The organism is Pseudomonas sp. dw_612 (assembly GCF_018449725.1).
Taxonomy (GTDB): Bacteria; Pseudomonadota; Gammaproteobacteria; order Pseudomonadales; family Pseudomonadaceae; genus Aquipseudomonas.
In genome coordinates this window covers 330,580-343,559 of record NZ_JAAVVC010000006.1, presented here as the reverse complement: position 1 = coordinate 343,559, position 12,980 = coordinate 330,580, and the positions used below count along the sequence as shown (strand labels likewise).

Sequence of the window (12,980 nt, the reverse complement as noted above, 5' to 3'; positions counted from 1 at the left end):
GGCGCTTCAGCGGCCAAAGAAAACACACCGTCAACGCTGGTTTAACTGGAAAACCAGCGCAAAGACCTAAGGCGCAGTAACGCCGTTGCCACCAGCACGCAGCAAATCCTCAACCGCCAACCGCGCCACCTCGGCATCCTGCTCCGCCTTGACGCCGGACACACCGACAGCGCCAATGCAGTGGCCTTCGTGCCAGATGGCAACCCCGCCTTCGAGCATGCCTTGCAGGTTGGGTGCGCTGAGGAAGGCCTGTCGCCCGCCGTTGATCATGTCTTCGTAAAACTTGCTGTCGCGACGACCCAGCGCTGCGGTGCGGGCCTTTTCGGTGGCGATGTAGCCGGCGATCGGCGCCGCACCGTCCAGACGCAGCAGCCCCAGCGGATGCCCGCCGTCGTCGACGACTGCAATCGCCACGCCCCAGTTGCGCGCCTGTGCCGACTGTTTTGCCGTAGACAGCAGGTGTGAAACCTCTTGTTCACTGAGAAAAGCCTTGGTTTGCATCCCACCTCCTGATCAAAAAGAACGGCACGCCGGCTCAAGCAAGCGTGCCGATAGAACACACGCGGCTTAATCGCCGTAAATGTCGAAGTCGAAGTACTTCTGGCGAATTTTGTCGTACGTGCCATCAGCCCGAATCGCCGCCAGGGCCTGGTTGAAACGGCCTGCCAGCGGATCGTTCTTGCGCACGGCAATGCCGATGCCCGTGCCGAAGAATAGCTCTTCAGTGAAATTCGGGCCGACGAATTCGTAATCCTGCCCTTCCGGGCGCTTCAACAGGCTTTCATCAATCACCACCGAACTGGCCATGGTTGCGTCGAGGCGCCCGCCCAACAGGTCGAGGAAGATTTCGTTCTGCGAGCCGTAGCGCACCACTTCGGCACCCGCCGGGGCGAATTTTTCGGTGACGTAACGATCGAAGTTGGTCGCGCGCTGAACGCCAATGCGTTTGCCCTTGAGCTGCGCCGGAATGTCGACAATGCCACTGCCTTTCTTGAACACCAGCCGCGCCGGAATGCGGTAGTAGCGATTGCTGAAATCGACCGACTTGAGGCGCTCCGGGGTCATTGACATCGAAGAAATGACCGCGTCGACTTTCTTCACTTTGAGCGCGGGAATCAGGCCATCGAACTCTTGTTCCTTCCACTCGCACTGGACTTTCATTTGCGCGCACAAGGCCTGGCCGATGTCGTAGTCGAAACCGACAATCTGGTTATCGGGGGTCTTCGAGGCGAACGGCGGATAAGCCGCTTCGATCCCCAGGCGCAGCGGCTGCTCCGCCGCGTGCAGGTGGCCGGCCAATGCCAGCAGTGAGATGAGACCAGCCTTCAATAGCGTATTTTTTACGTTCATACATGGCTCCAGATGCGATGTTGTTTCTGTCGGGCGCTCCCCAAAGGAAGGCGTCCGTTATGGCAGCGGAAATGTGAACAGGCGGAGATGGCGGCTCTGATGGCCCCTGCTCCGTTGTTGCGCCGCGTGGAACCGGCGCAACGGGGTCGGGCAAAACTCAGACGGCGGCGGTGACAATCAACTCCAACAGGATCTGCGGGTCATCGAACATCACCTGGGCGGTGGCGCGTGCCGGCGTTTGCGCGGCATCGACCCAGGCACTCCAGGTTTCATTCATGCCGGCGAAATCTGCACTCATGTCTTTCATCCAGATCTGCACACTGAGCAGCCGGCTCTTGTCACTGCCGGAGATTTCCAGCAATTCGTCGACCCGTTGCAGCACCTGGCGCGTCTGGCCACGGATGTCCTGGCTGCAATCGGCGGCGACGATGCCGCTCAGCCAGGCGACGCCGTTGTGCACGACGCTGCGGCTCAGGCGTGGGTTGCTTTCGATGCGTTGGATAAGGCTCATACAGGCTCCTGGATCAAAGGTGTCTCGGTTGATAGTTGGGCAAGGGTGATGGGTTTGAGCGGTGATCGAATGCGGTAGTAGCCGACTTCTGTGGCAGGCACCTGGCGTTGCGCGGCAATGATTTCAGTGACGCTCAAGCCACACTGGCGCCCCTGGCAAGGCCCCATGCCACAGCGACCGAACGCCTTGGCCTGATTGGGCCCCAGGCACCCCAGCTCGACGTACTGGCGAATCGAAGCGGCGCTGACTTCTTCGCAGCGACAGACAATCACCTCGTCGGCGGGTATGCGGTTTTGCTGCTGCGGGCGGTACAACGCATCAATCAGTGGCCGCGCGGCAAGCTGGCGACGCAACGCCTTGCGATAAGGCGCGGCGAATCGTTGCGCCTGTTGCGCATCGAGTTTTCCCGAGCGGGCGGCAATCGCCAGCCCGACCAGACGGCCTTCGAGCCGCGCCACCTGCGCCCCGCCGATTGCACCGCCATCACCGGCGATGTAAATGCCCGGCAGGCTGGTTTCACCTTCGCTGCTACGGTGCGCGATCCAGCACAATTGCTGTTCGCTCCAGTCGTGTTGCAGGCGCAACGACCAACTGATCTGTGTGTTGGGTACGACGCCTTGATGCAGCAGGATCAACGAAGCGCGAATGGTCCTGTCCCGACCGTGACTGACGAAGCTCAAGGCGCTGGCGTGCGCCTGCCCTTCGATACGCAAATCCCGCGCATCACTAAAATGCCTGACACCGGCGCGCTTCAGTTCGGCCAGTAGTTGCAGGCCCTTGAGCAAATCGCGCCAGCCACGCAAGGCACTTGGGATGTTGCGCCAGGCGCGCAACATATCGTTGCGGCCACTGGTGTCCACCAGCGCTTCAATTGCAACCCCGGCGCGCAGGTATTGCACCGCCAGCAAGTAGAGCAACGGTCCGCAACCCGCCAGTACCACGGGGCCTTGCGGCACCAGTGCGGCATTTTTCAGCAGGATCTGTCCGGCACCGGCGGTCATCACGCCCGGCAAAGTCCAGCCCGGAATCGGCATGGGGCGCTCGAACGCCCCGGTGGCGATCAACACATGCCGCCCCTGGAGGATTTGCGCCCGCCCCTCGATCAGGAAATGCACCTGACGCTGCGGTGTCACCTGCCAGATCGCCGCATTGGGCAGGTATCGGGCGGCGCATTGCAGAAACTTCGCAACCAATGGCGCGCCCGCGTCATAGTCGCGCCCCAATAGCTGGCGGCTGCGCGCGTCGGCCTGCTGGATGTTGCGATAGATCTGCCCGCCCGGGCTGCCCTGCTCATCCAGCACCACCACCGAAAGCCCGCGTTGCGTAGCCTCAAGGGCGGCACTCATGCCGGCCGGACCGGCGCCGATCACGATGAGATCGACCGTTTGTTCATTCATCAGTCACCTCCTCATCTCCCCCCAGCACATCGCGAGCGCCACGCTGACGCTGCACTCGCATGCCCGCTCGAACCGGCAGCAAACAGGCCTGGCAGTTGGCTTGCCCATCGACCTCAACCAGGCATTCGAAGCACACCCCCATCATGCAAAAGGGCGCGCCGAGTCGGCCATTGACCGCGCTTTCACGGGTATGAGTGACGCCGCTGCCGAGCAATGCCGCGGCCAGTGACACGCCGGCCGGCACTGACAGCGGCGCGCCTTCGAATTCGATCTGCACGGTGTTTTGCGCAGGGCCCAGCGCCCGAAACAACGAATCAACCGACATGGCGCACCTCGCTTTTGTGGTGAAAGCGCCCAAGGCCGAACGCCGCCACCGCCGGATCGTCGAACTCGCCGTCAATCCACGGCGCCAGGCGCAAGGCATGGATCGCCGCCAGGGTCACGCCGCTGTGGCAACTGACGACTACAGCCCCCGGACACGCCTGGGAGGCTTCATAAATGGGATAGCCATCGGCGCTCATCACCCGCAGCGCGCCCCAGGCCCGGACCAGACGCACTTGCCCCAACCGGGGGAAACAGCGCACCGCGCGCGCGGCGATCGTCGCCATCACTGCGCTGCCGGTGCCGTCATCGAACCCGGCGGACTCATGGGAGTCGCCCAACTGCACCGTGCCTTCGTCGGTCTGGCGTATGTAGGTGGTGGGGTAATGCAGAAAAGGTTTGAGGCGCTCGGTGACCAGGATCTGCCCACGGTTGGGACTCACGGGCACGTCGATCCCCAACTGCGCGCCCAGCTCACGATTGCCGAGCCCGGCGGCCAATATCACCCGCCCGGCATACCAGCGTTGTTCACCGGCTTCCAGCTCGAAGCCCGAGGCTCGTTGGCCGATGGCGCTGACCCGATGACCATTGATGATCCTGACCCCACGCGCTCGGCAGGCGGCGTACAGCGAACGCAGCAGCTTGAGCGGATTGACGTGCCCGTCCATGGGCGAATAGCAGGCACCCACGACCGTCGGCCCCACGCCCGGCAGACGAGCCTTCAGTTGTTCGCCATCCAGCAACTCGAAGGGATAATCGCCCTGCATGGCATCGCGCAGCCAGAGCAGCCGACGGCTTTCCTCGGCCATTTCCTCGTCACTCAAACACAGCTGGAAACCGCCCGGCTGACGCAGATGAAGGTCGATGCCGGTATCGGCCTGCAACGAGGCCGCCAAGCGTGGCCACAGCGCCACCGCTTCACGCGTCCATTGCGCATAAGGACTCATCCCGTATCCCTTGCCCTGCACCCACAGCAGACCGAAGTTGCCACGGGCCGCGCGCAAGGCATCGTCGCCTTCATCCAGTACGCTGACCTGGCGCCCCATCAAGGCCAGCCCATAAGCAATGGACAACCCGACCAAGCCACCGCCGACGATCATGACATCAGTTTTTTGCATGAGCTTCACTGTCGCCCTTTCAACGCCAGGGAATAAGCCCAGACGCAGGCATTACGCCTGGATAATCTTGATAGGGACGATGCTAAACAGCAGACAAGCGCTTGAAAAATGCTTTATTTTGGCAAGGCCATGTCTTTTTGTTATGGCTTTTCTGAAGGACACCACCATGAATCTTCGCCAGCTGGAAGCCTTCCGCGCGGTCATCCTCGGCCAGACCGTCACCCGTGCTGCCGAGATGCTGCACATTTCGCAACCGGCGGCGACGCGCCTGATTGCAAGCCTCGAGGAGGACATCGGCTTTGATTTGTTTGTCCGTGCCAAGGGCCGATTGCAACCGACCGCTGAGGCCATGACGCTGTATCAGGAAGTGCAACGCTCACTGCTCGGGGTCGAGCGCATTGCCCGAGCGGCACAAGACATCCGCAGCTTGAAACGCGGCTCACTGCACATCGCTTGCGCACCGGCCATGGGCCTGTCATTCCTGCCGCGAGCCATCGCTGCGTTCATGGCTGAGCATGATCAAGTGCAGATCTCGCTGGTGGTGCATTCATCGCGCGAGATCGTTGATCTGGTGGTCGGTCAGCGCTGCGATCTGGGCATCATCGTACTGCCCAACACCTACCCCAGCCCGCGCGCAGAAAAACTGCTGGCAACACGGATGCTCTGCGCACTGCCGGCCAATCATCGCTTACAGGACAAGGCCACCATCCGCCCGGAGGATCTGCAAGGCGAGGCGTTTATTTCGTATCCACAATCCATCGGTTCGCGGCAGCACATCGACGCGATATTTGCCGCTCATGGGGTCGAGCGTGAACTGCGCCTGGAGACCCAGTTGTCGCTACCGATGTGCACGTTCGTCGAACAAGGACTGGGAATAGCGTTGGTCGATGCCATCAGCGCGGTCGAGTACCGGGGCAATGGCATCGTGTTCAGAGCGTTCGAACCGGCCATCGAGATGGACTTCAACATGCTGTTGCCGATTCAAGGACCGGCGTCGAAACTGCAAATCAGCTTTCTCGACCACATGCAGCACTTCATCGCTCGGGAGGTGCCGGCGGATTATCGGTTTTAGACGCGAAAGCTGTTGACCCGACTGTCTGCCAGTTTGAACACCACACGCTGAGGGTGGTTGATCGAGACCAGATACTCCACGGGCTGCCCTTGGGTGTCGAAAATCACGCCCCGATACACCAGCGCGGCCGTTCCGGGGTCGACCTCCAGCAGACGCGCCTCCTGGTCATTCATCGTGGCAATACTTAACGTCCCCTCATCGCTTTCTATTTCAATCTGATAGCGCGACAGCAACAACGCATACAACGAGCCCCCCTCGATCAGATCCCCCGCCACCAGCTCCGGTACCCGGGCCGCAGGAATGTAACTGGTCTCGATGCAGAACGGCTTTTGGTCCACGGTGCGCAGACGCCTGATGGTCAGCAACACATCCCCTTCCTGAATCTTCAGCAGTTTGGCGACGCGGACGCTGGCCTGGGTTTGTTCGAAATAGAGCAATTTGCTGCCAGATCGGGCTCCAGCCTGTTCAACCACTTCGGCAATGCCTTTACGCGCCACCGTATTCAGCGGTCGTTCGACGCCCGGAGCGGTCACGAACGTTCCGCGATTGCCGCGGCGCTCCAGGACCCCGCGATCGATCAGTGTTTGCAGCGCCTTGCGCAAGGTCATCCGGCTGATCCCCAGATGTTCGGCCAGGTCCCTTTCTGCCGGGATTCGCTCAGCCGGTCCGAACTCCGGACGCTCCAGCATTTCAAGCAACGCCTGGACTGCCTGCCAGGCCACCTGTTTGCGCAGGGGCGTGGGAAACGTCACGTCGGAAGGTTTTTCGCTGGTCACTTTCATGGTCTACATCCTGGAATATTTTTCTGGCGATCCACTGCGACTGTAAAAACCGAAAACCGACGCAAACCCGCCAACTGGGCTATGACAAAGAATACCCGGCTCAGGAAACCCCTGGAAACCGTGTATTTGGCCCATTAGACCACGGGGAAAAACCCTTGTAATGGTATTTTTCATGGTATAGCTTTTGGTCTAAATGGTGGTCATGAACAGCAACATGCACCGCCTTGACAAGGCACCCAGGAGTCCACATGGCGATCCAGTTCAACCGAGAAGGCTTCATCGCTTCCTTGCAGCAATCCGTTCAAATCGTCGACGACGCCCAGCAGTTTGGCCAAGAGCTGGCAACGCGGATTGACCGCATCTATTTCGTCAGCTGCGGCGCTCCCAACCGCATCATGCTCGGCCTGCAGTACTGGCTTGAGCGCTACAGCCATTCATTGGAAGTGCGCCGTTATTTCCCGGCCGATTTCATGGACATCGACCCGCCGCGCCTGGATGAGCGCACCCTCGTTGTGCTCGCGTCCAAATCCGGAACGACCCAGGAAACCATCGCCGCTGCACGCTTCCTGCAAGACAAACCATGCCTCACGGTGGGCGTGACACAGACCGCCGAGCTGCCGCTGGCCCAAGCCGTTCAACATTGCTTCCTGCTGGGCCGCACGGACGAGGCGTACTTCGGCTGCTTCATGATCCTTCAGGCGTTGATCGGCGGTATTTTGGCCAAACGCGAAGGCTGGCCGCTGTTGGATAAGCTCACTCGCTCACTCAAAGCGCTACCGCAAGCGCTGGCCGATGCGGCGATCAACAACGACCAACGAGCGACCGAGGAGGCGCGTCTCTATAAAGATGATCGCGTCATGTACTTCCTCGCGTCGGGCCCGATGTTCACCACTGCCTATGTGTTCGGCGTCTGTGTGGTGATGGAAAGCCAATGGCTGCATTGCCTGCCAGTGGAGGCCGCAGAGTTTTTCCATGGTCCGTTCGAAGCCATCGATGCCTCCACCCCGCTGCTTCTGCTGGTCGGCGAAGACCCCAGCCGAGCGCAGATGGAACGGGTCGTGAGCTTCTGCCAACGGTATACCGAACGGGTCATGGTCTACGACTCCAAAGATTTTCCAATGGAAGGGATCGACCCGCAGATCCGTGCGATGGTCGCGCCCTACATCGTCGGCATCGCCGCTGAGCGCATCGCTGCTCATCTGGCGGTCTGGCATCAGCAACCGCTGACGACTCGCCGCTATATGTGGAAAACGGAGTATTGAGCATGGCCAGCCTGATCGCGGTCGGCGACAACACGATTGACGTGTACCTGGACCGGAACGTCGAATACCCGGGCGGGAATGCGCTCAACGTTGCGGTATTCGCGTCCCGCCTTGGTACTCGTAGTGCCTACCTGGGCTGCGTAGGTGACGACCGCTATGGCCAGCGCCTGCTCGATTGCCTGCAACAAGAAGACGTCGATGCATCCCGTTGCCGAACGCTGCCGGGCGCAAATGGTTGGGCGTGTGTTGACAACATCGATGGCGAGCGTGTGTTTCTCGGCAGCGATCCTGGTGTTTGCCGTCAGCTGCGACTCAACACCGAGGATCTGGCCTATATCTCGACGTTCCCGCTGGCACACAGCAGCCTCTACAGCGGCCTCGAAAACCAACTGGCGCAGATTCGTCACGCCAGCGGCTGCCTGTCCTTCGACTTCTCGGACAACTGGGTCGAATTCGATTGGCCGGCCCTGATCAAGCATGTCGATATCGCCTTTTTCTCGGCGGCTGACCTGTCTTCACGAGAAGCCTATGAACTCGCGCACTCGATGCGGGCGATGGGCCCCTCGACTGTGGTCATCACTCGCGGTGCGCTGGGCGCCCTCGCGGTTGATGTCCACGGCGTCCATGAACAGCCCAGCCTGCCCTGCACGATTGTCGACAGCATGGGCGCTGGGGACGGCTTCATTGCCGCGTTTGTGCTGGCATGGCAAGCCCGGCACAGCCTTGCCGACTGCCTTTTACGCGGCGTCGATTATGCCCGCCAGGTGTGTGGCTGGTCTGGTGGTTTCGGCCATGGCCAAACCCTGGACGCCGAACGTTCCGAGCATCTGAAACAAGCCTTGAACATTCGAGGCTGATCCGTGCTGCCTCGGCCAATCCCGAGGCGGCTCAACCAACCTGTCGTGGATACCCTGTCGATGAAAAAATATCTGATCGGTTTGATGCTCGTGACCAGCCCGCTGATGAGCTGGGGCGCCAGCGAAGAGCTGCGCTTCGGGGTCGACCCCACCTATCCACCGTTTGAGTCCAAGCGGCCGGACGGCTCGCTGACAGGTTTCGATATCGAGTTGGGTGAAAGCCTGTGCACCGAGTTGAAACGTCGTTGCGTCTGGGTTGAAAACGCCTTCGACGGGATGGTCTCAGCCCTTAAAGGCAAAAAATTCGACGGCATCCTGTCTGCCTTGTCGATCACCGAAGAACGCAAAACCGAAATCGCCTTTTCCAACACGCTGTATGACACCCCGGCACGCCTGGTGGCACCTGAGGGCAGCGCGTTGCAACCGACCGCCGAATCCTTGCGCGGCAAGCGCATCGGCGTCCAGCAAGGCAGCGTGTTCGAGGTCTATGCCAAGCGGATGTGGGGTTTGAAAGGCGTGGAAGTGGTGCCGTATCAAAGCAGTGATTTGACCTACTCGGACTTGATCAACGGTCGGCTCGATGCGGCGTTCGACGATGCCATCGCGGTCTCCGAAGGCCTGCTCAAGAAGCCGATGGGCAAAGGCTTCAGCTATGCCGGCGAGGTGGTTAAATCCCCTGAAATCTTCGGACCGGGAACCGGGATCGGCTTGCGCAAAAGCGATACCGCACTGGCTGGCGACATCAATCAGGCGCTCGAGCGAATCCACCAGAACGGCACCTACGAACGCATCGCCAAAAAATACTTCGACTTCGACATCTCGCCTAAATAAACCACCATCGCGGAGCCTGGAACCATGTTTCTTGAGGGATACGGCCGTCTTATTTTTCAGGGCGCGTGGTTGACGGTGCAGGTGGCCAGCTGGGCTGCCTGCGTGGCTATCGCGCTTGGCCTGCTCGGGGCCTTGGCGAAACTCTCGCCACTGGCGCCGCTAAGGCTGATCGCAACGGTCTATACCACGCTGGTGCGCAGCGTCCCGGACCTGGTCTTGATGCTGCTCATTTACTACAGCGCGCAAATCGGGCTGAACCAGCTGGCGGAAGCGTTCGGTCAGGAATCGTTGCAGTTGAACCCTTTCGGCACCGCGATCGGTACGCTGGGATTCATCTACGGTGCCTACTGCGCCGAAACCTTTCGCGGAGCCTTCCAGGCCATCCCGTTCGGGCAACTGGAAGCGGCTCGCGCCTACGGCATGAGCCACTGGCAGGTACTGCGACGTATCCGTTTCCCGCAGATGATGCGATTCGCATTGCCCGGCATCGGCAACATCTGGCAAGTGCTGTTGAAAAGTGCCGGCCTGATCTCGCTGCTGGGCCTCAATGACATGGTGCAGGTCGCTAAACAGGCGGGCAACGCGACCTCAAGGCAGATGTTTTTTTATCTGGTGATTGCCGCGATATTTTTTGCCTTTGCGATCCTTTCAAGTCTGGCGCTCAAACACCTTGAGCGGCGCTACAGCGTCGAGCCGCAGCGGAGAGCGTCATGATCGAGATACTGAAAGAGTTCGGGCCGAATTTCCTGTGGTCCGACGGTTACCGCTGGAGCGGTCTGTCCATCACGCTATGGCTGTTGGTGACGTCAGCCTTCATCGGTCTGTGTGCGGCGATACCGCTGGCACTGATTCGTACCTACGGCAGTCAGTGGCTCGCACTGCCCATTCGGCTGTACACCTTGGTATTTCGCGGCACGCCGTTGTTCGTGCAACTGCTGATTATCTACAGCGGACTGGCCAGTTTGAGCTTCATCCGAGAGTCATCGAGCCTGTGGTGGTTTTTTCGTGACGGCATGCACTGCGTCATTCTCGCGCTGGCCTTGAATACGTGCGCTTACACCATTGAAATTCTTGCCGGCGTACTGCGTACCACCCCGCGCGGCGAGATCGAGGCGGCACTGGCCTTGGGCATGACCCGCAGCCAACTATTCATTCACGTGCTGATACCGAGCATGCTGCGTCGAGCACTCCCCGCTTACAGCAACGAAGTGATTTTTGTCCTGCACGCCACGGCCATTGCCTTCACTGCAACCGTCCCCGACATCCTGAAAATCGCCGCCGATGTCAATGCTGCAACCTTCAAAACCTTTCAGGCGTATGGGATTGCTGCTTTGCTCTACATGTTGGTGGCGTGTGCGCTGGTAGGCATATTCCGATTGGCTGAGCGCCGTTTGCTGGCCTATCAGCGATGAAACAGGCCAGCAGGATAATGGCTAGCGGGCTGCGCTGAATAAACCTACGCCATGTCCTCCAGCTCTGCCAAAAGGTCCGGTGCAATGACCAAATCACTCGCCTTCAGATTTTCCTCCAGGTGCTTGACCGAAGATGTACCGGGAATCAGCAAGATGTTGGGCGCACGCTGTAGCAACCACGCCAATGCTACCTGGTTGGGTGAAGTACCCAGGCGCGTCGCAACAGTGGTCAGTGTTTGCGACTGGAGCGGTGTGAAGCCGCCCAGCGGGAAGAACGGCACATAGGCTATTCCTTGAGCGCCAAGCTCGCTGATCAGCAACTCGTCATTGCGGTGGGACAGGTTGTAATGATTCTGCACACAGACAATATCGGCAATCCCCTGCGCCTGCCTGACCTGCGTGGCGGTGACATTGCTGACGCCGAGGTGGCGGATGAGGCCCTGGCGCTGGAGTTCTGCCAAGGCAGTGAACTGTTCTTCGATGGACTCGTCGCCAGGCGAGTGCAAATTCCCCCAGGCCCGGTAATTCACCACATCCATTACATCGCGCCCCAGATTACGCAGGTTGTCATGCACCGCCTGGACCAGTTCAGCCGGGGTTTGCGCCGGTTTCCAGGAGCCATCGGTTCCCCGCTGTGCGCCCACTTTGGTCACGATCACCAAGTCATCTGCGTAGGGATGCAAGGCTTCCCGAATCAGTTTGTTGGTGACGTGCGGGCCGTAGAAATCAGAGGTATCAATGTGGTTCACCCCCGCCGCGATCGCTGCGCGTAAAACGGAAATCGCCGCCTCGGGGTCTTTGGGAGGTCCAAACACGCCTGGACCGGCTAGCTGCATGGCGCCGTAGCCCATTCGGTTTACGGTCCGGTCACCCAGTGAAAAAGTACCGGCCTGGATTGCTTGGCTCATTTCGTGTGCGTCCTTCAATGTGTGTGGGGGCACTATAGGCATTGACGACTGCACTGATAATCAGCTGCAATCTGCACGGGCCGTACGGGTGGGCGAACAATGGCGACTGATATTCAAGACTTGTTGGCCTTCGTGGCCGTGGTAAAGGCTGGTGGATTTCGCGAGGGTGCACGCTCAAGCGGCCGATCGGCTTCAAGCCTGAGCGATGCTGTGCGGCGCATTGAAGCGGGCCTGGGTGTGCGTCTGCTTAACAGGACGACCCGCAGCGTAGTGCCAACCGAGGCCGGAGCGCGGTTGATGGAGCGTATTGTGCCTGCACTTGGCGAAGTCGAGTCGGCACTGGATGTGGTCAACGACTTCCGTGATCGTCCTTCAGGCACACTGAGGCTCAACGTTCCCGTCAGCGCGGCGCGCCTGGTGTTGCCGAAAATCATCACGCCTTTTTTGCAAGCCTATCCTGATATCTGTGTCGAGGTCGTTACCGAAGAGAGCTTCGTCGACATGCTCGCGGCCGGCTGTGATGCAGGTATTCGCTACGACGACCGTTTGGAGCAGGACATGATTGCCGTCCGTATCGGCCCACGATTTCAGCGCTTCGCCACGGCAGCAGCACCGTCCTACCTGAACGCCAGAGGGCGCCCCGAGCACCCTCGAGACCTGCTCACACATGCCTGCCTGCTCGGCAAGTTCCCCAGCGGCGCCGTGCCGCTCTGGGAATATGAGCGTGACGGCGAAGTGGTCCGCATCGACCCGACGGGCCCATTGATCGTCCGGATTGGAGGTGCGATGGATCTGGCCGTACAGGCCGCTATTGATGGCTTGGGGATTGTTCATCTGTTCGAGGACTGGTTGCAACCGCACCTGGAAAGCGGTGTGCTTGAACGGGTGCTCGAGCCTTGGTGGCAGCGCTTTACCGGGCCGTATCTTTATTATCCCGGACGTCGGTACCTGCCCTCTCCGCTGAGAGCATTTGTGGACTTTATTCATTCAGAACCTTGGGCCGACTGACGCGATAGATAGACAGGCCACCAACGCCGCCCACACGCACCAGACGCCTATCGAGACCTTTGCGCTCCTCGCAATACAGCTTTGTTATCAATCCGATTGATAGCCCCCTAACTAAAGGCGCATGCTAGAGGGCTCGCCCGGCGCTTATATC

General features: G+C 60.0%; 15 protein-coding genes. 7 read left to right on the top strand and 8 right to left on the bottom strand.

The features are described 5' to 3' along the window. Positions 1–66 precede the first annotated feature (66 nt). The 6 genes from HB680_RS12860 to HB680_RS12835 form a co-directional block, all read right to left on the bottom strand. Entirely contained in the window at positions 67–501 is a 435-nt protein-coding gene (locus HB680_RS12860; protein WP_213938991.1) for a heme-binding protein, read from the bottom strand. Between the two features lie 66 nt (positions 502–567). Further along, positions 568–1,350: an ABC transporter substrate-binding protein gene (locus tag HB680_RS12855; RefSeq protein WP_213938990.1), complete on the bottom strand. Its 783-nt coding sequence runs from the start codon at positions 1,348–1,350 to the stop codon at positions 568–570. A gap of 157 nt (positions 1,351–1,507) precedes the next feature. Then, a complete protein-coding gene (locus tag HB680_RS12850; RefSeq protein WP_054046155.1) occupies positions 1,508–1,861 on the bottom strand; it encodes a RidA family protein in 354 nt (117 codons plus the stop codon). After that, the gene (locus tag HB680_RS12845; RefSeq protein ID WP_213938989.1) at positions 1,858–3,258 is read right to left on the bottom strand and encodes an FAD/NAD(P)-binding oxidoreductase; all 1,401 of its coding nucleotides are present in this window, start codon (positions 3,256–3,258) and stop codon (positions 1,858–1,860) included. The genes HB680_RS12850 and HB680_RS12845 overlap by 4 nt, the downstream gene beginning before the upstream one ends. Then, a complete protein-coding gene (locus tag HB680_RS12840) occupies positions 3,251–3,583 on the bottom strand; it encodes a (2Fe-2S)-binding protein (protein WP_213938988.1) in 333 nt (110 codons plus the stop codon). The genes HB680_RS12845 and HB680_RS12840 overlap by 8 nt, the downstream gene beginning before the upstream one ends. Then, complete coding sequence (locus HB680_RS12835; RefSeq protein ID WP_213938987.1) at positions 3,573–4,697, bottom strand: FAD-dependent oxidoreductase; 1,125 nt, start codon at positions 4,695–4,697, stop codon at positions 3,573–3,575. The genes HB680_RS12840 and HB680_RS12835 overlap by 11 nt, the downstream gene beginning before the upstream one ends. A 166-nt stretch (positions 4,698–4,863) precedes the next feature. Between HB680_RS12835 and HB680_RS12830 the strand changes: the two genes are divergently transcribed. Further along, positions 4,864–5,769: a LysR substrate-binding domain-containing protein gene (locus tag HB680_RS12830; RefSeq protein WP_213938986.1), complete on the top strand. Its 906-nt coding sequence runs from the start codon at positions 4,864–4,866 to the stop codon at positions 5,767–5,769. On the opposite strand, the gene HB680_RS12825 is transcribed toward HB680_RS12830, so the two are convergent. Continuing rightward, positions 5,766–6,551, bottom strand: a complete 786-nt coding sequence (locus tag HB680_RS12825; RefSeq protein ID WP_213938985.1) for a GntR family transcriptional regulator — start codon at positions 6,549–6,551, stop codon at positions 5,766–5,768. The genes HB680_RS12830 and HB680_RS12825 overlap by 4 nt on opposite strands. A gap of 248 nt (positions 6,552–6,799) precedes the next feature. Between HB680_RS12825 and HB680_RS12820 the strand changes: the two genes are divergently transcribed. From HB680_RS12820 to hisM, 5 genes are read left to right on the top strand one after another with little or no spacing between them, the layout of a single operon-like run. Further along, positions 6,800–7,813, top strand: a complete 1,014-nt coding sequence (locus tag HB680_RS12820; RefSeq protein WP_213938984.1) for an SIS domain-containing protein — start codon at positions 6,800–6,802, stop codon at positions 7,811–7,813. A 2-nt stretch (positions 7,814–7,815) separates the two neighbouring features. After that, the gene (locus HB680_RS12815; protein ID WP_213938983.1) at positions 7,816–8,670 is read left to right on the top strand and encodes a PfkB family carbohydrate kinase; all 855 of its coding nucleotides are present in this window, start codon (positions 7,816–7,818) and stop codon (positions 8,668–8,670) included. A gap of 60 nt (positions 8,671–8,730) precedes the next feature. Then, positions 8,731–9,501 carry an ABC transporter substrate-binding protein gene (locus tag HB680_RS12810; RefSeq protein WP_213938982.1) on the top strand — a complete coding sequence of 257 codons (771 nt, stop codon included), beginning with the start codon at positions 8,731–8,733 and terminating at the stop codon, positions 9,499–9,501. 24 nt (positions 9,502–9,525) lie between these two features. Continuing rightward, positions 9,526–10,215: an ABC transporter permease subunit gene (locus tag HB680_RS12805; RefSeq protein WP_213938981.1), complete on the top strand. Its 690-nt coding sequence runs from the start codon at positions 9,526–9,528 to the stop codon at positions 10,213–10,215. After that, positions 10,212–10,913 carry a histidine ABC transporter permease HisM gene (hisM, locus tag HB680_RS12800; protein WP_213938980.1) on the top strand — a complete coding sequence of 234 codons (702 nt, stop codon included), beginning with the start codon at positions 10,212–10,214 and terminating at the stop codon, positions 10,911–10,913. Before HB680_RS12805 ends, hisM begins: the two co-directional genes overlap by 4 nt. 44 nt (positions 10,914–10,957) lie before the next feature. Here the strand turns inward: hisM and HB680_RS12795 are convergent, their stop codons facing one another. Then, the gene (locus tag HB680_RS12795) at positions 10,958–11,821 is read right to left on the bottom strand and encodes an aldo/keto reductase family oxidoreductase (RefSeq protein ID WP_213938979.1); all 864 of its coding nucleotides are present in this window, start codon (positions 11,819–11,821) and stop codon (positions 10,958–10,960) included. Between the two features lie 99 nt (positions 11,822–11,920). Here HB680_RS12795 and HB680_RS12790 point away from each other — a divergent pair, with 99 nt between their 5' ends. Further along, entirely contained in the window at positions 11,921–12,829 is a 909-nt protein-coding gene (locus HB680_RS12790) for a LysR family transcriptional regulator (protein WP_213938978.1), read from the top strand. Positions 12,830–12,980: the final 151 nt, after the last annotated feature.

Excerpts from the sequence above, each read along its gene's own strand:
- HB680_RS12860 (WP_213938991.1), bottom strand. The coding sequence starts at position 501 with ATGCAAACCAAGGCTTTTCTCAGTGAACAAGAGGTTTCACACCTGCTG.
- HB680_RS12855 (WP_213938990.1), bottom strand. The coding sequence starts at position 1,350 with ATGAACGTAAAAAATACGCTATTGAAGGCTGGTCTCATCTCACTGCTG.
- HB680_RS12850 (WP_054046155.1), bottom strand. The coding sequence starts at position 1,861 with ATGAGCCTTATCCAACGCATCGAAAGCAACCCACGCCTGAGCCGCAGC.
- HB680_RS12845 (WP_213938989.1), bottom strand. The coding sequence starts at position 3,258 with ATGAATGAACAAACGGTCGATCTCATCGTGATCGGCGCCGGTCCGGCC.
- HB680_RS12840 (WP_213938988.1), bottom strand. The coding sequence starts at position 3,583 with ATGTCGGTTGATTCGTTGTTTCGGGCGCTGGGCCCTGCGCAAAACACC.
- HB680_RS12835 (WP_213938987.1), bottom strand. The coding sequence starts at position 4,697 with ATGCAAAAAACTGATGTCATGATCGTCGGCGGTGGCTTGGTCGGGTTG.
- HB680_RS12830 (WP_213938986.1), top strand. The coding sequence starts at position 4,864 with ATGAATCTTCGCCAGCTGGAAGCCTTCCGCGCGGTCATCCTCGGCCAG.
- HB680_RS12825 (WP_213938985.1), bottom strand. The coding sequence starts at position 6,551 with ATGAAAGTGACCAGCGAAAAACCTTCCGACGTGACGTTTCCCACGCCC.
- HB680_RS12820 (WP_213938984.1), top strand. The coding sequence starts at position 6,800 with ATGGCGATCCAGTTCAACCGAGAAGGCTTCATCGCTTCCTTGCAGCAA.
- HB680_RS12815 (WP_213938983.1), top strand. The coding sequence starts at position 7,816 with ATGGCCAGCCTGATCGCGGTCGGCGACAACACGATTGACGTGTACCTG.
- HB680_RS12810 (WP_213938982.1), top strand. The coding sequence starts at position 8,731 with ATGAAAAAATATCTGATCGGTTTGATGCTCGTGACCAGCCCGCTGATG.
- HB680_RS12805 (WP_213938981.1), top strand. The coding sequence starts at position 9,526 with ATGTTTCTTGAGGGATACGGCCGTCTTATTTTTCAGGGCGCGTGGTTG.
- hisM (WP_213938980.1), top strand. The coding sequence starts at position 10,212 with ATGATCGAGATACTGAAAGAGTTCGGGCCGAATTTCCTGTGGTCCGAC.
- HB680_RS12795 (WP_213938979.1), bottom strand. The coding sequence starts at position 11,821 with ATGAGCCAAGCAATCCAGGCCGGTACTTTTTCACTGGGTGACCGGACC.
- HB680_RS12790 (WP_213938978.1), top strand. The coding sequence starts at position 11,921 with ATGGCGACTGATATTCAAGACTTGTTGGCCTTCGTGGCCGTGGTAAAG.